Source organism: Streptomyces sp. NPDC001709, from assembly GCF_053596375.1.
In genome coordinates this window covers 149,036-170,275 of record NZ_JBSFGB010000022.1, presented here as the reverse complement: position 1 = coordinate 170,275, position 21,240 = coordinate 149,036, and the positions used below count along the sequence as shown (strand labels likewise).

Below are 21,240 nucleotides of genomic sequence, written 5' to 3'. Positions count from 1 at the left end.
GGCCCTGTCGAACTACTTCCGGCCCGGCAACCTCACCGCGCTGCGCGAGCTGGCCCTGCTCTGGGTGGCCGACCGGGTCGACGAGTACCTGAACGCGTACCGCCGCGAGCACCGGGTGTCGGCGATCTGGGGTTCGCGGGAGCGGATCGTGGTCGGGCTGACCGGCGGCCCCGAGGGGCGCACCCTGATCCGGCGTGCCGCACGCCTGGCGGAGAAGGGCGCGGGCGGCGAGGTGCTCGCCGTCTACATCTCCCGCAGCGACGGCCTGAGTTCGGCCTCCCCGAAGGAACTGGCCGACCAGCGCACCCTCGTGGAGGACCTGGGAGGCACCTTCCACCAGGTCGTCGGCGACGACATACCGGCCGCCCTGCTCGACTTCGCGCGGGGCGTGAACGCCACCCAGATCGTCCTCGGCGTCTCCCGCCGCCGCAGCTGGCAGTACGTCTTCGGGCCGGGTGTCGGCGCCACCGTCGCCCGCGAGTCCGGCCCCGACCTCGACGTGCACCTCATCACGCACGACGAGGCGGGCAAGGGACGCGGACTGCCGGTGGCGCGCGGTGCCCGCCTCGGACGCTCCCGGGTCATCTGGGGCTGGGCCGTGGGAGTGCTCGGCCCCGCCCTCCTGACCTGGCTGCTCACCACCGCCACCCCGCAGGTCGGCCTCGCCAACGACATGCTGCTGTTCCTGACGCTGACGGTGGCGGCGGCCCTGCTGGGCGGCCAGTTCCCGGCGCTGGCCTCGGCGGTCGTCGGCTCCCTCCTCCTCAACTGGTACTTCACCCCGCCCGTCCACACCCTGACGGTCGCCGACCCGAAGAACATCGTCGCCATCGCGATCTTCATCGGGGTCGCGGTGTCCGTGGCCTCGGTGGTGGACCTCGCGGCCCGGCGCACCCACCAGGCCGCCAGGCTGCGCGCCGAGTCCGAGATCCTGTCCTTCCTCGCGGGCAACGTCCTGCGCGGCGAGACCACACTGGAGGCGCTGCTGGAGAGGGTCCGCGAGACCTTCGGCATGGAGTCGGTGGCCCTGCTGGAGCGGACCGGCGAGAAGGCCCCCTGGACCTGCGCCGGCAGCGTGGGGCCCGAGCCCGCGCGGATCCCGGAGGACGCGGACGTCGACGTAGCGGTCGGCGACCACATGGCCCTGTCCCTGCGCGGCCGGGTGCTCCCCGCCGCCGACCGCCGGGTGCTGGCCGCGTTCGCCGCGCAGGCCGCCGTCGTCCTGGACCGCCAGCGGCTGCAGAGCGAGGCCGACCGGGCCGGGGAACTCGCCGAGGGCAACCGCATCCGCACCGCCCTGCTGGCCGCCGTCAGCCACGACCTGCGCACGCCGCTCGCCGGCATCAAGGCCGCGGTCACGTCGCTGCGTTCGGACGACGTCGAGTGGTCGGCACAGGACCGGGCGGACCTGCTGGAGGCCATTGAGGAGGGCGCCGACCGGCTGGACCACCTGGTCGGCAACCTGCTGGACATGTCCCGCCTGCAGACCGGCACGGTCACTGCCATCATCCGCGAGACCGACCTCGACGAGGTCGTGCCCATGGCGCTCGGCGGGGTCCCCGAGGACAGCGTGGAACTGGACATCCCCGAGACCCTGCCCATGGTGTACGTCGACCGGGGCCTGCTGGAGCGGGCCGTCGCGAACGTCGTCGAGAACGCCGTCAAGTACAGCCCGCCGGGGAAGCGGGTCCTGGTGTCGGCGAGCGCCCTCGCCGACCGGGTCGAGGTGCGGGTCGTGGACCGCGGACCCGGCGTCCCGGACGAGGCCAAGAACCGCATCTTCGAGCCGTTCCAGCGCTACGGCGACGCTCCGCGCGGGGTCGGCGTCGGCCTCGGTCTCGCGGTGGCCCGCGGTTTCGCCGAGGCGATCGACGGCACGCTGCGTGCCGAGGACACGCCGGGGGGCGGGCTCACGATGGTGCTCGCGCTACCGACGGCTCCGGATCGCGAACGGCCAAGGGCTGCGGTGCCGTCGCCGTAGCCACAGGCGGTCGAGCCCCCGGTACGACCACTACAGCGGCGTCAGCGCGGCATCAAGGTCGTCCGGGTCGACGTCAGCGTCACGTCAGGGCCCGCCCCCAACCCCCGCCCCCCGGGCATACCGTCGACACCGCGCCCCGGCCCGCCTCCCCGCGCCCGGGGCAGCCCAACACTCACGCTCCCTGCCTTTCGGGAGGCACCCCATGGCAGAACTCCGCTACGGCGAAGACCCCGAGCCCTCCGATCAGTTCCCGGCCGGACCCCTGTACGTCCCGGTCCGGCCGGGGCCCTCCGGGTATGCGGCCCGGCTCTTCCGCACCCCCCTCGGCCACCGCACGGCCGTCGCCTTCACCTCCGAGCGCCGGCTGAGCGCCACCCTCGGCCCCGGCCAGGCCTGGATCCGCCTCGCCGAGCCCGCCCTGCGCGCGCTGACCGCCCCGCTCGGCGTCACCGTCCCCACGGTGGATCCGCAGTTCACCGCACCGGCCGCCACACCGGTCACATCCGGGATCCCCGCGCTGCGGGCCGCCTGAAGGGGAGGACACGATGACCACGGTTCACGAACCCACCACCACCGGTGACCTGCTGGTGTGGCCCGCGTCGACCACCGAGGCGACCCACGGCGACCTCGCCGTCGGCGGCGTACCGCTCGCCGAGGTCGCCGACCGCTTCGGCACCCCCGTCTACGTCCTGGACGAGGCCGAGGTCCGCGACCGCTGCCGTACCTATCTGCACGCCTTCCCCGACGCCGAAGTCCTGTACGCGGCCAAGGCGTTCCTGTGCCGGGCCATGGCCCACTGGATGGACGAGGAGGGCCTGGGCCTGGACGTCTGCTCCGCCGGTGAACTCGAACTCGCCGTCACCACCGGCTTCCCGCCCGAGCGGATCGTGCTGCACGGCAACGCCAAGTCCCCGCGCGACCTGGACACCGCCCTGCGCCTGGGCGTCGGCCGGATCGTCATCGACAGCCCCGCCGAGATCGCGCGGCTCGCCGCCGCCGTCGGACCGGACGGCCGCCAGAAGGTCATGGTCCGGGTCGTCCCCGGCATCAGCGCGGGCGGCCACGAGAAGATCCGCACCGGCACGGACGACCAGAAGTTCGGCCTCAGCATCTCCGACGGGTACGCCCAGCACGCCATCGCCCGCATACTCGACCAGCCGCAGCTGGAACTCACCGGCCTGCACTGCCACTTGGGCTCACAGATCACCGGCGTCAAGCCGTACCTCGTCGCCGTACGACGGCTGGTCGGGCTGATGGCCCGGCTGCACGAGCAGCACGGCCTGGTCCTGCCCGAGCTCGACCTCGGCGGGGGCCACGGCATCGCCTACCGTCCCGGCGAGGCGGCCCTGGACCTGACGGCGCTGGCCCGCCGGGTCCGCGCGGAACTCGCCGACGCCTGCGCGACCGCGGGGCTCCCCGTCCCCCGTCTGATCATCGAGCCGGGCCGGGCGATCGCGGGCCCCGCCGGGATCGCCCTGTACCGCGTCCTTTCCGTGAAGCACACGGGCGAGCACGTGTTCGTGGCCGTCGACGGCGGGATGAGCGACAACCCGCGCCCCGCCCTGTACGGCGTCCGGTACGCGCCGCGTCTGATCGGCCGCCCCGCCACGGCCGACCGGGCCCGGGTCACCGTGGTGGGCCGGCACTGCGAGGCGGGGGACGTCCTGGCCGCGGACGCGGAACTGCCCGCCGACATCCGCCCCGGTGACCTGCTCGCCGTACCGGTGGCCGGTGCCTACCACCTGTCCATGGCCTCCGGCTACAACCTGGTCGGCCGCCCGCCCGTGGTCGCCGTACGCGACGGCTTCGCCCGCCTGCTGGTCCGCCGCGAGTCCTTGGAGGACATCCGCAGCCGTGACGTGGGCCTGTAGCTGCATGCGCCGATGTGGCCACGGGGTCGGCGGAACTCGGGCGCGCACTCGGGGATGCGGGCGGGCCGCAATTGACGAACGCTGCGGGGCGATCTGATCGGTGACTACGAACTCGCGGTCAGCGGGCACTGATTCCTGAGCCCGTCGTCACCGATCAGGGCGCGTCGGTCAGCTGACGTGCAGGGTCACGGCCGCGGTGTGGAGCCTGCCGCCGGTCCGGAACTGGAGGAACAGCCGCCAGTCTCCGGACTGGGCGAACTCGGCGTGGAAGGTCAGGGTCGGCCCGCCGTGGTCGCCGTTGACCTTGGTCTCCGGGTGGAGGTGGGCGAAGGCGAGGTCGCCCTGGTGGAAGGCGGTCAGGTGGGCGTAGGTGTCGAGGTAGGGCTGGAGGTCGGTGACCGGCTTGCCGTTCTTGGTGACGGTGGCGGTCAGCTGGTGGGCCATGCCCGCCATCGGGTCGCCCTGCACCGTCACGCCGTACCCGTCGACGGTGGCGGTGCCGGAGGCCTGCGGCAGGGGTGAGGTCATCGCCATGCCGGGCACCTTCGCGGTGCGGCTGAGGACCAGGCCCTTGCCCTTGCCGGACCCGCTGCCCGGGGTGAAGGAGGCGTACAGCCGCCAGGTGCCCGGCTGCAGCGCGGCGAGCGGCACGGTCCAGATGCCGTTACGGGCCATGGTGGGGTGCACGTGCTGGAAGCCGGTGAGGTCGGAGCGGATGGCGTAGAAGTGCATCCGCTTGGTCTGGTCGACGGTGAAGGCGGTGACGGGCTTGCCGTCCGAGCCGGTGATGGTGAAGCGGTAGTCGGTCGTCTTGCCGGCGGGGAGGGTGGCGGCCGTGGAGGTCATCCGGTAGCCGTCCTTCGTGTCGGCCAGGCCGTTGCCGGTGGACGCGGAGCCCATGCCGGGCATCGACCCCATGTCGTCGGAGGAAGCCGAGGCCGAGGCGGACGGCGTGGCGCTGTGGTCCATGCCGCCCATGGCGGAGCCGTGGCCGTGGCCTCGGCCGTTGCCGCTGTCGGAGCCGGAACCGGAGCCGCAGGCGGCGAGGGTCAGGGTGAGCGCCGCGGTGGCGGCGGCCGCCGCGAGGGCGCGGCGGGGTGTGCGGAAGAACTTGGACATGGATGTGTCTTTCCAGGTGTGCGCCGTGAGGCGGCGCGGCCGAACGTGTGAGACCTGCGCGGGACGACGGCGCTGAGCCGGCGTCCCGGGGTCCGGTCACGTCCGCGCGATGCACACCTGGAGCAGGAGAGGGCGTCCACCGGCCGGTGGACCCCGCCGACGGCTGCCGCCGTAAGCCCGCCGGGCCCACGGCAACAGGACGACGGCCGCAAGCACGAAGGCGACCGCCGCGACCGGGGGCGACGGGATCTCGGAGCGGGGCGTGGTGGCCAGGCACAGCATGCCCGGCATGGCCCCGTCCGCGTACGCGTGCGCGGTGGCCTTGGTGTCCGCGGCCATGGAGTGCACGGAGGGCAGGGAGTAATCGGCGGGGTGCACGGCCATGGAGTGCTCGGCGGGGTGCACGGCCACGGAGTGCTCGGCGGGGGCCGCGCCCATCACGTCATGCACCGGACCCGATTGCAGGACGGCGGTGTCCCGCATGCCCCCGTGACAGCCGCCGCCGGCCGCGGCCGGCCCGCCGTGCATGAGGAACAGCCCGAGCAGGACGGCAACCAGAACGGAGGGCCGCACCGCCGAGCGGATACGGGCCCTGGCCGTGCCGGCGGCGGGCTGCGCGAGCATCACGGCTTCAATGTACCCCACGGGGGTATTGACCCGGGGCTCGCGCTCTGGAGCGCATCCCCGAAGGGGCCGCCGGGCCGCGCCTGAGGGGCCGGGCAGGAGCACGGGTGAGGCACCGGCGCGCCGCGCTGATTCACGCGCGGTCCATCGAGGGCATCGAGCCCCCTTGGAGCCCAGGCAGCAGCCAGCCCTGGAACGGCGCGAGCAGGGCCAGCACGAGGAAGGTGACGCCGACGAACCGGGCCAGCAGAGGGCCCCGGGACCACAGCTTCTCCACGAAGATCACCACGGCCAGACCGGCCATCGCCGCCACGTCCATCACGCCCAGCGGAACGAGGACGACCATCAGCCCCGCGCAGCAGCCGACGCAGTGGGCGCCGTGGTGGACGCCGACCCGTAGATCGCGGGCCGGCCGCCGGAAGCCGGCGTAGCGCAGCAGATGGCCCATGGGGTCACGGCAGTGCCGCAGGCAGACGTACTTGAGGGGGCCGAGCTGGTACAGACCCGCGAGCAGGAAGGCGGCGGAACCGATCCAGCGTCCGGCGCCGGGACGGTCGTCCACCAGACCGCCGGTGAAGGCCAGGGCCGCGTAGGCGAGCAGCCCGAAGGCGGTCCACACCAGCAGATATCCGCCCACGAACCCGACGGTGCGTACGACCCGTGCCCAGCCGGAGGACTGCCGCCCGATCCCCCGCACCCACGTGATGGCCACCGGCGCCATCGACGGCAGCATCATGGCCGCCATCATCGTCACCCAGAGCAGCAGAAACAGCGGCAGCGCCATCCCCATGGTCCCGGGCCGTATCCCCATCTCCCGGGCCTGCCCGACGGTCACCACCCAGGCAGGCACGGCAACCAGCACAGCCACCCCCCAACCGACCGCGATCTCCCGCCCCCGCAACAACCCCCCACCCGCCCCGGCCGACGCCGCCGCCCGACCGGACACGACGGCGAAACCCCGCCTGTGACACATCCCTGTGCTCTCCGCATCGCTGCGCTCTCCTGCGAATACGTCCAGGGGAGCACGCCTCGAGGTGCGACGCGAGCGGACCGGGGTGGGGTGGCCTGGAAGGAGTTTGGGGAGCGACGCCAGTCACCACAGCGGCGCGGATGCGATGGCCTGAGGCCAATCGCAGTCGGTCAGTTGCCGTCGGGTTACGCCTAGTCGGAAAACCTCGAGGAAGGAAATTATCAGTTTCTGTCAGAGAATAAGAAATTACTCACCAGGATTACCGGCTGCGCTCTACGGTCTGATTGTTGCCGTGCCGGTCAAGTGCGCGGCTGATCCCATTGGGGGGCTCGCGTGAGCATTGCCGTTGACCCGCTGCGACTGTCCAAGCCGCAGGACTCGAGCACGTATCTCGCTATCAAGACCCCGCAGGGTGGACGGACGGTCTACAGCGTGCGTGTTCCCCTCCTTGACCTTCCGACTATCCTTCCCGTCCCCGACCCGAACAACGTTGACAAGGACAACCGCAAGGTCGACCGCCTGCACGCCAAGCATTTCGGTGAGTACCTCGACACCAAGCAGGACTGGGTGGCACCAGCGTTGCTGGCTCGGGACGGGGGAGGATGCACCTTCGAGAAGGTGGATGATCAGGGCGCTGTCGGCTACCTCACCGTTCCGTGGGCAATCGGCGGCATCTCCAGCCTGCGGACCATCGACGGTCAGCACCGTGTGCTCGGCGTCGCAATCGAGAAGCAGCGCATCACCGATGCCATCTCCGCGGTCGACCGCGAAATGGCTCGCAAGGTCAGCCCGGAGAAGTTCGCGAAGCTTGAGGTCGAACGCGAGAAGCTGATTGGGCAGATGGATCGCCTAAAGGCCGAGTACGTCGGCCTGGACATCTATGTCGAGCCGGACCCGATCAAGGCTCAGCAGATGTTCGTCGACGTAGCAGATAACGCCAAGGGCATCAGCAGCGCCGTCCGTGCCCGGTTCGACAGCTACAAGGTGGCCAACCGCACCCTGTCCGATGTCATCGACCATCCGCTGCTCAAGGGCCGCGTGGACGCTGAGCAGGACCGCATGACACTCAAGAATCCCAACTTCATGGGTGCAAAGCACGTTGCCGACATCACCCGCGCCGTCATCGCCGGCGCCGGTGGCCGGATCAGTAAGAAGGCTGAGCGAACTCTCACGGACGGCGAGGTGATCGAGCAGGTCAAGGACTTCCTCGACGTCATCTCCAACGCCTTCAACGCCCTCGCCTCCCTCACCGAGGACGACCCCGAGGCGGAGCGTCGGCCCGGGGGCCTCACCATGGCCCAGGAGGTCCGCCGGACCTCGCTCCTCGGATCGGTGGGTATGCTCCGCGTTCTCGGCGGTGTGTTCCGAGAACTCCGGTCGGGCGAGAATCCGGCCGAGCTCGATGACATTACCGACTTCTTCAAGCGCCTCGACCCGCACATGGCTGCGCCGGTCTCCGAGACCAGCATTTGGCGTACCACCGCGGCCAACGTCGACTTCGAGCCGAACGCTGCGGCACCCATTATGCGTACGCAGAACATTGTCCACCTGGTGGGCGTCATCGCTGGCTGGTACAAGAAGGCTCCCGCCGCGCTGTAGGCGATGAGCCGGGAATCAAGGGCGCCCCTCCCGCAGGCGGTGCCCTTGATACACCACCTCGGCGGATGTGGCCAACGGACCACCCGAGTCGTGTACCCGTACGGGTGGCGGACCATCTCATGGGCGGAGTCGTCCATATGGGTTGCGTAGGAAGAAGCCGTGTGCACAGCGGCGTCGGCACTTCGCGCCATCTCACGCCGCCCGATCGAGGGCCTGGTCCCGTCTGACCACCAAATACATCAGACGCTCATGGTCACCGGTACGGATGGGGCAGGTGATGGACGGCTGTAGCGTGCTTCGCGATTTACCGCAGCGTTGCGGACGCACGTTCACAACGAATCGGTGGGCGTGCCGCACGGGAGGGGGGAACCACGCGTGGCGTGGGAGGAGTGGGAGCAGCTCAAGGCCGCGGCGGCAGAACGAGACTCCGCACGGATGCAGCTCAACCAGTTACCCGGCGACCAGAACGGCACGAGTTCGAGCGGTAGCGGCGCTTCCGGCAGGCTCCGGTCCGACAAGAAGGCGTGGTCCGCGGCCGCCGAAGGCGTGGGCGACCTGCGGGACAACATCGGAAAGGCGCTGAAGAAGCTGGCGGACGGCCAGACCGGGCTCGGCAAGGGCTCCGGCTGTCTGACCGCGGCGGCTCAGAAGAGCGTGCACGACTCCTGGGAACGCCGCGTGAAAGACATCAGCGAGCTGTGCGACGGGCTCGCCGGCGTGCTGGAAAAAGTGGGGCATGACCAGCTCAGGACCGACGAGGCCATCGAGGCCGAGATCGCCGGCCTGAAGGTCTACTCCGAGGACAGGTCCGCCGCCGGCGGCACGGGCAAAGGCCGGTGATCCGGACGCATGGACCTCAAGAAGCTTCCGGCCATCAACCCCTCCGAGTACGCGGACGCAGCGGACGGATACTGCGCGATCAGTGACATGGCCGATGCGGCCAAGGACCGCATCGACAAGCAGATCACCCAGGCCATGCAGAAAGCCAACGAGGGCGAGGCGGCGGACGCGGCGCAGAAGCAGCTGGCCAAGCTGTCGCAGAACTTCCACTACACCCAGGTCGAATGTGGCCTGATCAGCGGAGCACTCAACGGATTTTCGTCCGAGATCGCCGCCCCACGTCGCCGCCTGCTCGAGGCACTTGATGACGCGAAGGCGCTGTCGTACACCGTCAATGCAAATGGAAGCGTCACGTACCCCGCCGGTGGCGAGAACGAACTGACCGGCGAAAAGGTCGCCGGCGGAACGGTCACCGGGTTCAGCGGTATCTACAGCCCCGGGCCCGGTCCGGACATGTCCGGTCTGCGCAGTCCCAACCCGAACCGCGCGAAGGCCCAGGACATCGCCGACCGCATCGCCCACGCTGTGCAGGAAGCCACGGCGATCGACGACCGCTACAGCAAGGCACTGGGGAAGCTCAAGGCAGCCCCGGGGCTGACGGTCGACACCAGGACATGGACGGACGTGGCCGCCGATGCCGACGCCGTCAGCTCGGCCGCGAGCGAGTACATCAAGGATCACATTCCTCTGGACAAGTCACCTGCCGATTGCAAGAAGTGGTGGGACAGCCTCAGTGATGAGCAGCGCGGCGAGTACAAGAGGGCTTTTCCGGAGATCATCGGCAACCTGGACGGCATTCCGTCCACGGTCCGGGACGAGGTCAACCGCGAGAACCTGGACATTCTGATCGGCAAGCTCTCTGGTGAGCACGGCGACAAGGCCAAGACCCAGCTGGACGCCCTCAAGAGCATCCAGCAGCAGCTACAGGACAACGCCGCGAAGCAACTGGTGGATCCCAAAGAGCCGCCCATGTACCTGCTGGGGATCGGCGACGAAGGACGTGGTCGAGCCATCGTTGCGTTCGGGAATCCCGACAAGTCGAAGAACGTGTCGGCATACGTTCCCGGCCTAGGTACCGCCCTGGACACGGACTTCGCCGGGGGCGATGTGAAGCGCGCCTATGACACTGCGGTCGACGCCCGGAACATCGATCCGTCCAGCGCATCCATCGTGTGGCTGGGCTACGACGCACCGCAGCTCGACGGCTCCCTGGACCCCGCCACCTTGGTGTCCGACACGGATGTCATGTCCACACATGGCGCGGAGAAGGGCGCGTCGGCGTACAACTCGTTCATGGGCGGACTCGCCGCGACGAACGACCACAAGGCCCCGCACCTCGTCGCGATCGGACACTCCTACGGTTCCCGTCTCGTGGGCGCGGCAACGCAGGAGCCAGGGGGAATCCCCGGGGCCGATGACATCATCCTCGTCGGGAGCCCCGGCACGGGGGTCAACCATGCAGGCGATCTTGGCGTCGGAAAGGATCACGTGTTCGTGGGCGCGGCCAAGAACGACCCCGTCACGCACCTGCCGTCGAAGAAGGAGGCCGTGGCGGGCACAGCCGGCTTCTTCGGTGGCGGTCCGGCCGGTGCGTACCTCCTCGGGGACATTGCGGACCAGGGCGATGACGACCTCTGGTTCGGCAAGGACCCGGCCAGCGGGGCGTTCGGTGCCAGACGCTTCAAGGTGTCGGACGGCCCGGTGCCGGTGGTCGACGGGCAGGGGCTTACTCCGGCGCACTCCAACTACTTCAACCCGGCCAGGGACAAGGACCCTGTGTCCGCTGCCAACATCGCGGCCATCGTCGCGGACCGTCCTGACCTCGTGACCTGGGACAAATACCGATGAAAACTCGGGCTGTGGCCGTCGTAGCGTCAACCCTCATCGTTTCCGGCTGCGGCCTCATCGGCGGCAGCGGAAGTGAGGAAGGGAAGACGGACGCGACGAAGGAGACGAACATGAACATGCAGGAGGCGGCCGATCGCGCAGAGGGGATCATCGACGCGACCCTCAAGGCGATCAACCCGTCGGTCGAGGTCATGCGGGGGCCGTCGAGCGACTCCAGCTGCACCGACTTCAAGAACGACGGTACCGGTACCGGGTCGGTGACCCGGCGGCGGTATGTGATGACGATCATCTCGGCCGAGCGTCGTGGCAGCTTTCTCGGTGTCGTCGAGCGCTACTGGAAGAAGCAGGGTTACAAGATCACGTCGGTACGAAAGAGTGCCGACATGCCGGCGATCTTCGCGAACGCGCCAGACGGCTTCGAGGTCAGCCTGGAGTTCGGGTACAAGGGGCAGGCCGGTTTCCACGTGACCTCCCCGTGCGTCGACGAGTCGAAGGTCACCGAGGCGCCCAGGAAGCCCCTTGATCCGAACTCCCCGGAATCCAAGGGACTCCCTTACGTTCACTCCGTTTTCTGGTCGGTGCGCACCCCGATCTCCTCAGCCTCACCGACAGCATCGACGGGCGAGCCGACGGGCGCTTAGAGCGAGTGATCAGTCGTGGACAGTCTCGCAGGGGCACAGGATGGGTTCGTAGCTCCAAGCGGTGCACCACTTGGTGTGGTTGGGGAACTCCTCGCTGCGGTCGACGGTCAGCTTGTGGCCTTCGACGTTGGTGCAGCCGCGCGAGACTACCTAATGCACCAGCGCGAACACCTTCCGGATATATGCGGGGTTCCGTGGAACAACTGATCTCTCCGAAGTGATGTGGCACAGCCTTGAGAGTGGCTGCTGTCGTACGGCGTCAGCGGACATCTCAGTCCATTACCCCCCGCTTCCATCCCATCTGCCGTCGCCCGCGGGCACGCGGGGCGTGCGTGCTCCATAGCTCACGTCGATCGTGCGACCTAGACGCCATGGACGTTGGAGAGGCCTATGGCGCGGACGGCTTCCGGGGCAGTGCATTCACGCTCCGCTCCTGGAACCCGGCGTCTACTCCCAAGCGGCTCCCAAGGACACCCCAGAAACCACTCAGGGGCCCGACCCGCTAAGCGGATCAGGCCCCTGACCTGGTACTTCACTGTCGGGGTGGCGGGATTTGAACCCACGACCTCTTCGTCCCGAACGAAGCGCGCTGCCAAGCTGCGCTACACCCCGATGTCGCTGCTTGTCGCGGCGACGACGTTTACTTTAGCCCACTGGTGGCTGTAGGCGAAATCCGGTTTAGACGCGGCGGCGGACCGGGGTCGGGCGGGTGTGGTCCAGGGCCACGAGGAGGACGGCCAGGGCGTAGATCGCGAGGCCCAGGAGGAGGGCGTTGGCCAGGGTGCTGCGGTAGCCGTGGGCCACCACGTCCAGGAAGGGGTAGAGGTAGCGGGAGGGGTTCGGGGGCGGGAGGAACGTCGCTCGGATCAGGTAGAAGGCCAGGTAGGCCAGGGGGTACAGGAGCCAGGTGGCCGTCTGGCGCAGGTGCAGGCGGGCCGCGGGTGTGAGCAGCAGCCAGTCCAGTACGGCCGCCGCCGGCGTTACCGTGTGCAGGATCTGGAGGGTCGCCCAGGCGCCGTGCCAGCGCTCCGGAACCGCCGTCGTGCCGGTCATGGAGAACGGGGGCGTCGTGTGGGCCAGCAGCAGGTGATAGACGAGCGCCGTGACCATGGCGTAGAGAAGTGTGGCGCCTGTCACGGCCGACGGTAGCGGGTGGCGGGCCCGCCACGCCCTCGATGCCGACAGGAGCATGACGATGGCCAGCAGGATGTTGGTCTGGACGCTGAAGTAGCTCAGGGTGCGGGCCGGAGCGCCCAGCAGGAGCTCCAGGGCTACGCCGGCTGCCGCCGCGAAGGCGGTCAGGAGGCGGAAGAGCGCGACCATGGGGCGGCGGACCGGCGGCACCACCGCCGTGGCCGGGACCGGGGAGGGCAGCAGCAGGGGCTTGCGCGGCACCGCGGGCAGGTCCGGGATGTCCCTGGGTATCGGGGCGGTCATGCCCTCACGCTAGGAGCGGGGGAGGGATGAGGCCATGTGGCGTAGCCCGGGTGGGTTACGCCGCCGGAGCCTCGCGGCACCCCCGCAGGACCCCCGATGCCCCCTCACAGCCCTGCTACCGGCCCACCAACGTCAACAACGTCGCCTCCGGCGGGCACGCGAACCGTACCGGCGTGTAGCGGTTGGTGCCGCAGCCCGCCGAGACGTGGAGGTAGGAGGTGTGGCCTTCCGCCGTGTGGGTGGACAGGCCCTTCACCCGGTCCGTGTCCAGGTCGCAGTTGGTGACCAGCGCGCCGTAGAAGGGGATGCACAGCTGGCCGCCGTGGGTGTGGCCGGCCAGGATCAAGGGGTAGCCGTCCGCCGCGTACGCGTCCAGCACCCGCAGGTACGGCGCGTGCACCACGCCCATCGAGAAGTCGTACGTGCCCGACGGGCCGCCCGCCACCCGGGCGTAGCGGTCGCGCTTTATGTGGGGGTCGTCGAGGCCGGTCAGCTCGATCGAGACGCCCTCGATCTTCAGGACACCCCGCGTGTTCGTCAGGTTCAGCCAGCCCGCCGCGTCGAAGCCGTCCCGCAGGTCCTCCCACGGGTTGTGGATGACGCCCACCGCCGGCGGGTTGCCGTTCAGACCGTGGCGGCCGCTCGTCTTCTCCAGCAAGTAGCGGGCGGGGTTGCGGAGTCGGGGACCGTAGTAGTCGTTGGAGCCGAAGACGTACGCGCCCGGGAACTCCATCAACGGCCCCAGCGCGTCCATGACCTCGGGGACGCCCTCGGGGTCCGAGAGGTTGTCGCCCGTGTTGATCACGAAGTCCGGGCGCAGGCCCGCCAGCGACTGCAGCCACCTCTGCTTCTTGCGCTGGCCGCTCACCATGTGGATGTCGGAGACCTGGAGCACGCGCAGCGGGCGCATGCCCGGCGGGAGGACCGGGGCCGTCACTCGTCGGAGGCGGAAGGAGCGGGCCTCGAAGCCCGCCGCGTACGCCAGCCCGGCGGCGCCTGCCGCCATGATTCCCAGGGGTACTCCGTATCGCGCGCGCATGCGTCCATCGTGTCAGACCCCGGCGGTACGAACAGACCGGCCGGCCTCCCCCCAATCGCCGGCCTCCCTTAAATCAGCGGGCGTTCACACCGGCACACCTGCGACAATCGACGGCATGACCACCACGCTCAAGTCGAAGCTGCAGGACGACCTCAACGCCGCGATCAAGGAGCGCGACGAGCTCCGCTCCTCGACGCTCCGGCTGACGCTCGCCGCGATCACCAAGGAGGAGGTCGCGGGCAAGGAGAAGCGCGAGCTGTCCGACGACGAGGTCCTCAAGGTGATCACCAAGGAGGCGAAGAAGCGCCGTGAGGCGGCGGACGCCTTCGCCCAGGGTGGTCGTCCCGAGCAGGCCGAGCGGGAGAAGGCGGAGGGTGAGCTGCTCGCCGAGTACCTGCCCAAGCAGCTGTCCGACGACGAGCTGGACACGATCGTCGCCCAGGCCGTGGAAGAGGCCAAGGCGGCCGGCACCGAGGGGCCGCGGGCCATGGGTGCCGTCATGAAGATCGTGAACCCGAAGGTGGCCGGCCTGGCCGAGGGCGGCCGCGTCGCCGCCGCGGTGAAGAAGCTCCTTCAGGGCTGAACAAGCTCCTTCAGGGAGAACAAGCTCCTTCAGGGGCGAACAAGCGGGGCCGCACCCCCGAACCGGAGGGTGCGGCCCCGCCGCCGTACTCACACCAGGGGGCTACCCCCGCCAGCCCCCGTTTCCGTTCCCCTTGCTTCCGCCGTTCTCCTGCCCCTGGATGAAGTTCCCCGGGAGGGAGATGGTCGGCGTCGGGAAGGCGCCGCCGGTCGTGTCACCCGTGGTGCCGCCGTCCGTCGGTCCCCCGTCCGTCAGACCGCCGATCAGTCCGCCGATCCCGCCCGTGGTGTCCCCGTTCTTCCCGCCGTCCGTCCCCCCGTGTCCTTTTCCCCGGCCGTCCCGCTTGTGGTTGTCGTCGGGGATGTCGATCAGGTGGAAGTCCTCCGCGGGCTTGCCGTTCAGCGCGCCGGTCATCATGTCGCGCCAGATCGGGCCGGGGACCTTACCGCCGTAGACCTTGTCGTACGGGACGCCGCCGATGGTGATGCCGGTCATCTGGCGCTTGTGCTGCGGGTCGCCGACCCAGACCGCGCCCGCCATGTTCGGGGTGTAGCCGACGAACCAGGCCGCGTAGCGCTGGTCCGTCGTACCCGTCTTGCCCGCGCTCGGGCGGTTGTCGAGGCCGGCCTCCTGGCCCGTGCCGTCCTCGACGACGCCCTTGAGGATCGTGCTGACGGTGTCCGCGGTCTTCTCGGACATCGCGCGTGAGCAGGTCGACTTCGGCACCTCCAGGGACTTCTGCTCGCTGCCGACCTTCTGGGTGATCGACGCGATGGCGACCGGGGTGCAGTACATACCGCGCGAGGCGAAGGTGGCGTACGCGTTCGCCATCGTCAGCGGCGACATCTCCTGGGTGCCGAGCGCGATGGAGGGGGCCTGGTCCATCGTGCGGCCGTCCGCGCGCTGCACGCCCATCTTCTTCGCCATCTCGGTGACGGGGCAGATGCCGATGTCGCTGATCAGCTGCACGTAGTAGGTGTTGACCGACTTGGCGGTCGCTTCCTTCATGCCGTACGGGCCGTGCTCCGACGGGTTCTCGTTCGTCAGCTTGGCGAGGTTGTGCGGGTCGTTGCGCCAGACCTTGCCGTCACACGCCTGCACCGGGCTCGGGTACGTCATCTTGTACGGCGACGAGTACTCCTGCGTCGGGGGCTTGCCGCCCTCGATCGCGGCCGCCGCGACGATCGGCTTGAACGTCGAACCGGGCTGGTAGCCCGCGCCGCCGCCCATGTCCGAGTTGACGGAGAGGTTGATCTGCGTCTCGTTCCCGCCGAAGCCGTACGGGCGGGACTGGCCCATCGCCAGGATCTTGCCGGTGCCGGGCTCGACGATGGTCGCGGCCGTCGCCACCGGGTCGGACTTGTAGACGTGCTGCTTGATGGACGCCTGCACGGAGTCCTGCGCCTGCGGGTCGAGCGTCGTACGGATCGTCAGGCCGCCCTGGTTCCACAGCTTCGCCCGGGTCTCCTTGGTCTTGCCGAAGACCGGGTCGTTCAGGACGACGTCGCGGACGTAGTCACAGAAGAAGCCGGCGCCCTTGACCGCGGTGATGCAGCCGTTCTTGGGCTGGCTCGGGTGCAGTTCGAGCGGCGTCTGCTTGGCCTCGTCGGCCTCCTTCTGGGAGATGTCGCCGACGTCCGCCATCCGCTGGAGCACGATGTTGCGCCGCTTGGTGGCCTCCGCCTCGTCGTTGACCGGGTCGTAGCGGCTCGGGGACTGCACGATGCCGGCCAGCAGCGCCGCTTCCGGGAGGCTCAGGTCCTTGGCGTGCTTGGAGAAGTAGCGCTGGGAGGCGGCCTCGACGCCGTAGGCCTGTTCGCCGAAGAACGTGATGTTCAGGTAGTTCTCGAGGATCTTCTTCTTGCCGAGCTTCTCCTCGATCTGGATCGCGTACTTCAGCTCCTTGATCTTGCGGCCCAGGGTCTGCTGGGTGGCCTCGGCGACCTTCGTCGGGTCGTCGCCGGCCTCCTCGATGAAGTAGTTCTTCACCAGCTGCTGGGTGAGGGTGGAGGCGCCCTGGGCGACCCCGCCGCTCTGCGCGTTCTTGTTCAGGGCGCGCAGCACGCCTTTGAGGTCGATCGCGCCGTGCTTGTAGAAGCGCGCGTCCTCGATCGCGACGATCGCCTTCTGCATGTACGGCGAGATGTCCTTGAGGTCCACCACCGTACGGTCGCGGGAGTAGACGGTCGCGATCTGGTTGCCCTGGTTGTCCAGGATCGTCGTGCGCTGACTGAGCTGGGGGCTCTTGAGGTTGGCCGGGATCTCGTCGAAGCTCTGGACCGAGCCCTTGGCCGCGAGGCCCAGCGCGCCGACGGCGGGCAGCGCGATGCCCGCCATCACGGCTCCGGCGAGCACACTGACACCGAGGAACTTGGCGGCCTGCTGCGTTGGCGACAGACCACCGCCCGAGCGCTTCTTTGGCATGGGGGCAGCCTAATCCGTACTCATGAGCGTTCCGAAGGAGTGACCGCGTCACGGCACGGCAAAGCGGGACGCCTACCTTCCCATTCGCCGGACACGCGCGCAGGCCTTGGCCTAAGCTGCTCTCAACTGTCACAGCAGTGCGGTCACGTATCAATACGTCCGGCGACCCCGAATCGTTCCGAGCGTAGTCCGTTTTTTGCGCCAGGCGTGACCAGCTTCTGAGGGGGACGTGTCCGAATCCGCCTCGTGTGTTACCTGGCGCCCGTTGTGGCGCACCACAGCTGTCCCGGTATGCCGGGATAGTCGCGTATGTCGCCAGCTCACTCCCGCGGGTGATCTGCCGCTTACCCATAGTCCGTTCGGGCCATTCAAGATTGGGCCCGAAGGGGGTGTTGCGCTGTGCCCACCTTCCGTAACGTCCTCAACTGGCGGCGGTGAATATGCCGCTGCCGCCGTGGGGGAGCCTCGATTCGGGAGAGGACGGCGCCGGTATGGGCTGGGTTACCGACTGGAGTGCGCAGGCTGCCTGCCGCACTACCGATCCGGATGAACTGTTCGTTCAGGGAGCAGCGCAGAACAGGGCCAAGGCGGTGTGCACCGGATGCCCGGTACGCACCGAATGCCTGGCCGACGCGCTGGACAACCGCGTCGAGTTCGGCGTGTGGGGAGGCATGACGGAGCGGGAGCGCCGCGCACTGCTGCGCAGGCGGCCGACCGTCACCTCGTGGCGCCGGCTGCTCGAGACCGCTCGTACGGAGTACGAGCGCGGTGCGGGCATCGTGTCGCTCGACGACGACTCGGTGTACGAGAACTACGCGGCGGTGAGCTGAGGGCAGCGGCTTTGAGCTGAGGGCATTCGGGCATTCCCTCCGGCACATCCCCGGGGCACAGGACCCCGACCCGGCACACGCCACGGGAAGCCCCGGGCGTGGGCCATGGGAAGCAGGGTCGGGCATGGGCCCGGGGGATGCTGAGTGGGTATACGTCGGCTGCACGCCTGAGGTGCGGAAGCGCTGATCGGGCCTTCGCCTGGGGAGGCCGCGATCGGCCTTGCGGCCCCGGGTGCGGAGACGGTCGGCGATTGCGGAGGCGGCCGGCGGTTAGCGGAGACGGTCGTCGATTCCGGAGACGGTCGGCGTGGCGGCTCGCGCCTGCAGCCGCTCGCGCTACCGCGGCCCCGTGGGTCCTGACGCGCCCGCTGCCAGCAGGGTGCCGATGTCGCGCAGGCCCGTGAGGTCATGGACATCGCCGGGCAGTGCGGGCACTTCGACCACCGCCACCTCGGGGTGGCGGGCGGTGAAACGGTCACGCGTGCGCTGCTCGCGCGAGAGCAGATGCATGCGGTCGGCGTGCAGTCGCAGCAGACCCGCGGTGAGCTGGTCGACGGAGTGCTCCGTGTCGGCGGGGGAGCCTTCTTCGGAAGCAAGGGCGTCGGTTGCGGCCTCGGGTGCGTCGGGTGCGGAAGATCGCGAACTGCCTTGTGGTTCGGGGGAGTTACGAAGTCCAGCTTTCCCGTCCGCCTGATCCACAATGCGGGGGTCCTCAAGATTTTCGGCCGCGGCGAGCGCCCGCTCGGCGGACAGCCGCCCGGCACCGCTGCCATGGACCCGGTTCAGCACCAGCCCCACCAGCGGCATCTTCTCCGCGGCCAGCCGCTCCACGAAGTACGCCGCCTCACGCAACGCGTCCCGCTCCGGGGCCGCGACCACCAGAAACGCCGTGCCGGGCGCCTGGAGCAGTTTGTACGTGGCGTCCGCGCGCGTACGGAACCCGCCGAAGGTGGTGTCCATCGCGGCCACGAACGTCTGGACGTCCTTCAGCAGCTGACCGCCCAGCAGCTTGCCCAGCGTGCCGGTCATCATCGACATGCCGACGTTGAGGAAGGCCATGCCTGCGCGTCCGCCGAGCTTGGCGGGGGCGGTGAGGAGGCGGATGAGACGGCCGTCCAGGAAGGAGCCCAGCCGCTTGGGCGCGTCCAGGAAGTCCAGTGCCGAGCGCGACGGCGGGGTGTCGACGACGATCAGGTCCCACTCGTCCTTCGCGCGCAACTGGCCGAGCTTCTCCATCGCCATGTACTCCTGCGTGCCCGCGAAGCCGGCCGAGAGCGACTGGTAGAAGGGGTTCGCCAGGATCACGGCCGCCCGCTCGGGGTCCGCGTGCGCCTCCACGACCTCGTCGAAGGTGCGCTTCATGTCGAGCATCATGGCGTGCAGTTCCCCCTCGCCGTCCGTGCCCTTCACCCGGCGCGGGACGTTGTCGAGGGAGTCGATGCCCATCGACTGGGCCAGCCGACGGGCCGGGTCGATGGTCAGCACGACCACCTTGCGGCCCCGCTCGGCCGCCCGGAGGCCCAAGGCCGCCGCGGTCGTCGTCTTGCCGACCCCGCCCGAGCCGCAGCACACCACGATCCGGGTCTTCGGGTCGTCCAGCAGCGGGTCGACCTCCAGCACGCGCGCGGGGGAGAGACCGTGGGTCTTCCCCCGCCTCGCGGCCCTCTCCGCCGTCTCGGGCGCCCCGGCCGGGTCCGGACTCATGACAACCCCTGCTTCCGCAGCTCGGTGGCGAGTTCGTACAGGCCCGCCAGGTCCATGCCCTCGGCGAGCAGTGGCAGTTCGTCCAGCGGCAGGCCCAGCTCGCCGAGGACCGCGCGCTGCTCCTGCTCCAGCGCGTACCGCGCGGCGTACTCCGCGGCCTGCTGCAGCAGCGGGTCCACCAGCTTCTCCGCGTTGCCACCGCGCCGGGCCCCGCCCAGTCCGGCCGCCGACAACGCCTGTGCGACAGAGGAACGCTCCACGGTCCGTACGAGTTCCAGGTCGGCCGCGTCCAACACCTCCGGCCGGACCATGTTCACGATGACCCGGCCCACCGGCAGCCGGGCCGCGCGCAGTTCGGCGATGCCGTCGGCGGTCTCCTGGACCGGCATCTCCTCCAGCAGCGTGACCAGGTGCACCGCCGTCTCCGGCGACTTCAGCACCCGCATCACCGCCTGCGCCTGATTGTGTATCGGGCCGATCTTCGCCAGGCCCGCCACCTCGTCGTTCACATTCAGGAAGCGGGTGATGCGGCCGGTCGGCGGGGCGTCCATGACGACGTAGTCGTACGCGAACCGTCCGCTCTTGTCCTTGCGGCGCACGGCCTCGCACGCCTTGCCGGTCAGCAGGACGTCCCGGATGCCCGGCGCGATGGTGGTGGCGAAGTCGATCGCGCCGAGCTTCTTCAGGGCCCGGCCAGCGCCGCCGAGCTTGTAGAACATCTGGAGGTAGTCCAGAAGGGCCAGTTCGGGATCTATGGCGAGGGCGTACACCTCGCCGCCCCCGGGAGCGACCGCGATCTTCCGCTCCTCGTATGGCAACGCCTCTGTCTCGAAGAGCTGCGCGATGCCCTGCCGGCCCTCGACCTCCACGAGAAGCGTCCGCTTCCCCTCGGTCGCGAGGGCCAGCGCCAGTGCGGCGGCGACCGTCGTCTTTCCGGTCCCGCCCTTGCCGCTGACGACCTGGAGCCTGCTCACGCCTTCGAGACTAACCAGTCCCCTCGACACTCACGCGCTCGGCTGTGGATAACGCGGGTCACTCTCCCCGCGGCCGCAGGTCAGCGTCCCCGCGGTCACAGCGGCTACAGTCGGCCCCATGACCAAGTGGGAATACGCAACCGTGCCGCTGCTCGTCCATGCCACGAAGCAGATTCTGGACACCTGGGGCGAGGACGGCTGGGAGCTCGTCCAGGTCGTGCCCGGGCCCAACAACCCCGAGCAGCTCGTGGCCTACCTGAAGCGGGAGAAGCAGGCATGAGCGCGGTCGAGGCCAAGCTGGCCGAACTGGGCCTGACCCTGCCCGAGGTCGTACCGCCGCTGGCCGCGTACCAGCCGGCCGTGCGGTCCGGGGTCTACGTCTACACCGCCGGCCAGCTGCCGATGGTCGAGGGCAAGCTGCCGGTCACCGGAAAGGTGGGCGCCGAGGTCACGCCGGAGGAGGCCAAGGACCTGGCCCGCACGTGCGCGCTGAACGCGCTGGCCGCCGTGAAGTCCGTCACCGGCGACCTGGACCGCATCGCGCGCGTGGTGAAGGTCGTCGGGTTCGTCGCCTCCGCGTCCGACTTCACCGGGCAGCCCGGTGTCGTCAACGGCGCCAGCGAGCTGCTCGGCGAGGTCCTCGGCGACAAGGGCGTGCACGCGCGCAGCGCGGTCGGCGTCGCGGTGCTGCCGCTGGACGCGCCGGTGGAGATCGAGATCCAGGTGGAACTCGACCGGTAACCCACCGGAACCCGC

19 protein-coding genes and 1 tRNA gene are annotated in these 21,240 nt (G+C 69.5%); 11 read left to right on the top strand and 9 right to left on the bottom strand.

What is annotated here, in order from left to right:
- The 3 genes from ACWC0C_RS29520 to lysA form a co-directional block, all read left to right on the top strand.
- The coding region (locus ACWC0C_RS29520; protein ID WP_450867007.1) for a DUF4118 domain-containing protein at positions 1 to 1,981 on the top strand (1,981 nt) is incomplete at its 5' end.
- 202 nt (positions 1,982 to 2,183) lie between these two features.
- A complete protein-coding gene (locus ACWC0C_RS29515; RefSeq protein ID WP_450867005.1) occupies positions 2,184 to 2,513 on the top strand; it encodes an SAV_915 family protein in 330 nt (109 codons plus the stop codon).
- A gap of 13 nt (positions 2,514 to 2,526) precedes the next feature.
- A complete protein-coding gene (lysA, locus tag ACWC0C_RS29510; RefSeq protein WP_450867003.1) occupies positions 2,527 to 3,852 on the top strand; it encodes a diaminopimelate decarboxylase in 1,326 nt (441 codons plus the stop codon).
- Positions 3,853 to 4,020: 168 nt separating this feature from the next.
- Here lysA and ACWC0C_RS29505 read toward each other — a convergent pair whose 3' ends face one another.
- The 3 genes from ACWC0C_RS29505 to ACWC0C_RS29495 all read right to left on the bottom strand — a co-directional run bounded on the left by ACWC0C_RS29505 (position 4,021) and on the right by ACWC0C_RS29495 (position 6,568).
- Positions 4,021 to 4,971 (bottom strand): hypothetical protein, encoded by a 951-nt coding sequence (locus ACWC0C_RS29505; protein ID WP_450867002.1) that lies wholly within the window; start codon positions 4,969 to 4,971, stop codon positions 4,021 to 4,023.
- 96 nt (positions 4,972 to 5,067) lie between these two features.
- Complete coding sequence (locus ACWC0C_RS29500) at positions 5,068 to 5,616, bottom strand: hypothetical protein (protein WP_450867000.1); 549 nt, start codon at positions 5,614 to 5,616, stop codon at positions 5,068 to 5,070.
- A gap of 112 nt (positions 5,617 to 5,728) precedes the next feature.
- Entirely contained in the window at positions 5,729 to 6,568 is an 840-nt protein-coding gene (locus ACWC0C_RS29495; RefSeq protein ID WP_450866998.1) for a DUF2182 domain-containing protein, read from the bottom strand.
- 330 nt (positions 6,569 to 6,898) lie between these two features.
- Between ACWC0C_RS29495 and ACWC0C_RS29490 the strand changes: the two genes are divergently transcribed.
- From ACWC0C_RS29490 to ACWC0C_RS29475, 4 genes are all read left to right on the top strand, one after another.
- Positions 6,899 to 8,164 (top strand): DNA sulfur modification protein DndB, encoded by a 1,266-nt coding sequence (locus tag ACWC0C_RS29490; protein WP_450866996.1) that lies wholly within the window; start codon positions 6,899 to 6,901, stop codon positions 8,162 to 8,164.
- Positions 8,165 to 8,539: 375 nt separating this feature from the next.
- Positions 8,540 to 9,004, top strand: a complete 465-nt coding sequence (locus ACWC0C_RS29485) for a hypothetical protein (RefSeq protein WP_450866994.1) — start codon at positions 8,540 to 8,542, stop codon at positions 9,002 to 9,004.
- Between the two features lie 9 nt (positions 9,005 to 9,013).
- Entirely contained in the window at positions 9,014 to 10,852 is a 1,839-nt protein-coding gene (locus ACWC0C_RS29480) for an alpha/beta hydrolase (RefSeq protein ID WP_450866993.1), read from the top strand.
- A gap of 11 nt (positions 10,853 to 10,863) precedes the next feature.
- Entirely contained in the window at positions 10,864 to 11,493 is a 630-nt protein-coding gene (locus ACWC0C_RS29475) for a hypothetical protein (protein ID WP_450866991.1), read from the top strand.
- Positions 11,494 to 12,031: 538 nt separating this feature from the next.
- On the opposite strand, the gene ACWC0C_RS29470 is transcribed toward ACWC0C_RS29475, so the two are convergent.
- The 3 genes from ACWC0C_RS29470 to ACWC0C_RS29460 form a co-directional block, all read right to left on the bottom strand.
- Positions 12,032 to 12,105 (bottom strand) — tRNA-Pro (locus ACWC0C_RS29470).
- Positions 12,106 to 12,171: 66 nt separating this feature from the next.
- Entirely contained in the window at positions 12,172 to 12,930 is a 759-nt protein-coding gene (locus ACWC0C_RS29465; protein ID WP_450866989.1) for a Pr6Pr family membrane protein, read from the bottom strand.
- Between the two features lie 115 nt (positions 12,931 to 13,045).
- Entirely contained in the window at positions 13,046 to 13,969 is a 924-nt protein-coding gene (locus tag ACWC0C_RS29460; protein WP_449198533.1) for a metallophosphoesterase, read from the bottom strand.
- A gap of 115 nt (positions 13,970 to 14,084) precedes the next feature.
- Between ACWC0C_RS29460 and ACWC0C_RS29455 the strand changes: the two genes are divergently transcribed.
- Positions 14,085 to 14,552, top strand: a complete 468-nt coding sequence (locus tag ACWC0C_RS29455; RefSeq protein ID WP_450866987.1) for a GatB/YqeY domain-containing protein — start codon at positions 14,085 to 14,087, stop codon at positions 14,550 to 14,552.
- Positions 14,553 to 14,654: 102 nt separating this feature from the next.
- On the opposite strand, the gene ACWC0C_RS29450 is transcribed toward ACWC0C_RS29455, so the two are convergent.
- Complete coding sequence (locus ACWC0C_RS29450; RefSeq protein WP_450866986.1) at positions 14,655 to 16,976, bottom strand: transglycosylase domain-containing protein; 2,322 nt, start codon at positions 16,974 to 16,976, stop codon at positions 14,655 to 14,657.
- Positions 16,977 to 17,467: 491 nt separating this feature from the next.
- Between ACWC0C_RS29450 and wblA the strand changes: the two genes are divergently transcribed.
- Positions 17,468 to 17,806, top strand: coding sequence for a transcriptional regulator WblA (gene wblA / locus ACWC0C_RS29445; RefSeq protein WP_449198536.1), 339 nt, complete (start codon positions 17,468 to 17,470; stop codon positions 17,804 to 17,806).
- 336 nt (positions 17,807 to 18,142) lie between these two features.
- Here wblA and ACWC0C_RS29440 read toward each other — a convergent pair whose 3' ends face one another.
- Complete coding sequence (locus ACWC0C_RS29440; protein WP_450866984.1) at positions 18,143 to 19,510, bottom strand: ArsA family ATPase; 1,368 nt, start codon at positions 19,508 to 19,510, stop codon at positions 18,143 to 18,145.
- The gene (locus ACWC0C_RS29435; RefSeq protein ID WP_450866982.1) at positions 19,507 to 20,484 is read right to left on the bottom strand and encodes an ArsA family ATPase; all 978 of its coding nucleotides are present in this window, start codon (positions 20,482 to 20,484) and stop codon (positions 19,507 to 19,509) included. The genes ACWC0C_RS29440 and ACWC0C_RS29435 overlap by 4 nt, the downstream gene beginning before the upstream one ends.
- 118 nt (positions 20,485 to 20,602) lie before the next feature.
- Between ACWC0C_RS29435 and ACWC0C_RS29430 the strand changes: the two genes are divergently transcribed.
- Together ACWC0C_RS29430 and ACWC0C_RS29425 are read left to right on the top strand one after the other, a co-directional pair.
- On the top strand, positions 20,603 to 20,764 hold the full coding sequence (locus tag ACWC0C_RS29430; RefSeq protein ID WP_003975360.1) for a DUF4177 domain-containing protein: 162 nt from the start codon (positions 20,603 to 20,605) through the stop codon (positions 20,762 to 20,764).
- On the top strand, positions 20,761 to 21,225 hold the full coding sequence (locus ACWC0C_RS29425) for a RidA family protein (protein ID WP_450866981.1): 465 nt from the start codon (positions 20,761 to 20,763) through the stop codon (positions 21,223 to 21,225). The genes ACWC0C_RS29430 and ACWC0C_RS29425 overlap by 4 nt, the downstream gene beginning before the upstream one ends.
- Positions 21,226 to 21,240 lie beyond the last annotated feature (15 nt).

Coding starts and splice junctions, on each gene's coding strand:
- ACWC0C_RS29515 (WP_450867005.1), top strand. CDS start 2,184: ATGGCAGAACTCCGCTACGGCGAAGACCCCGAGCCCTCCGATCAGTTC.
- lysA (WP_450867003.1), top strand. CDS start 2,527: ATGACCACGGTTCACGAACCCACCACCACCGGTGACCTGCTGGTGTGG.
- ACWC0C_RS29505 (WP_450867002.1), bottom strand. CDS start 4,971: ATGTCCAAGTTCTTCCGCACACCCCGCCGCGCCCTCGCGGCGGCCGCC.
- ACWC0C_RS29495 (WP_450866998.1), bottom strand. CDS start 6,568: ATGTGTCACAGGCGGGGTTTCGCCGTCGTGTCCGGTCGGGCGGCGGCG.
- ACWC0C_RS29480 (WP_450866993.1), top strand. CDS start 9,014: ATGGACCTCAAGAAGCTTCCGGCCATCAACCCCTCCGAGTACGCGGAC.
- ACWC0C_RS29465 (WP_450866989.1), bottom strand. CDS start 12,930: ATGACCGCCCCGATACCCAGGGACATCCCGGACCTGCCCGCGGTGCCG.
- ACWC0C_RS29460 (WP_449198533.1), bottom strand. CDS start 13,969: ATGCGCGCGCGATACGGAGTACCCCTGGGAATCATGGCGGCAGGCGCC.
- ACWC0C_RS29455 (WP_450866987.1), top strand. CDS start 14,085: ATGACCACCACGCTCAAGTCGAAGCTGCAGGACGACCTCAACGCCGCG.
- ACWC0C_RS29450 (WP_450866986.1), bottom strand. CDS start 16,976: ATGCCAAAGAAGCGCTCGGGCGGTGGTCTGTCGCCAACGCAGCAGGCC.
- wblA (WP_449198536.1), top strand. CDS start 17,468: ATGGGCTGGGTTACCGACTGGAGTGCGCAGGCTGCCTGCCGCACTACC.
- ACWC0C_RS29440 (WP_450866984.1), bottom strand. CDS start 19,510: ATGAGTCCGGACCCGGCCGGGGCGCCCGAGACGGCGGAGAGGGCCGCG.
- ACWC0C_RS29430 (WP_003975360.1), top strand. CDS start 20,603: ATGACCAAGTGGGAATACGCAACCGTGCCGCTGCTCGTCCATGCCACG.
- ACWC0C_RS29425 (WP_450866981.1), top strand. CDS start 20,761: ATGAGCGCGGTCGAGGCCAAGCTGGCCGAACTGGGCCTGACCCTGCCC.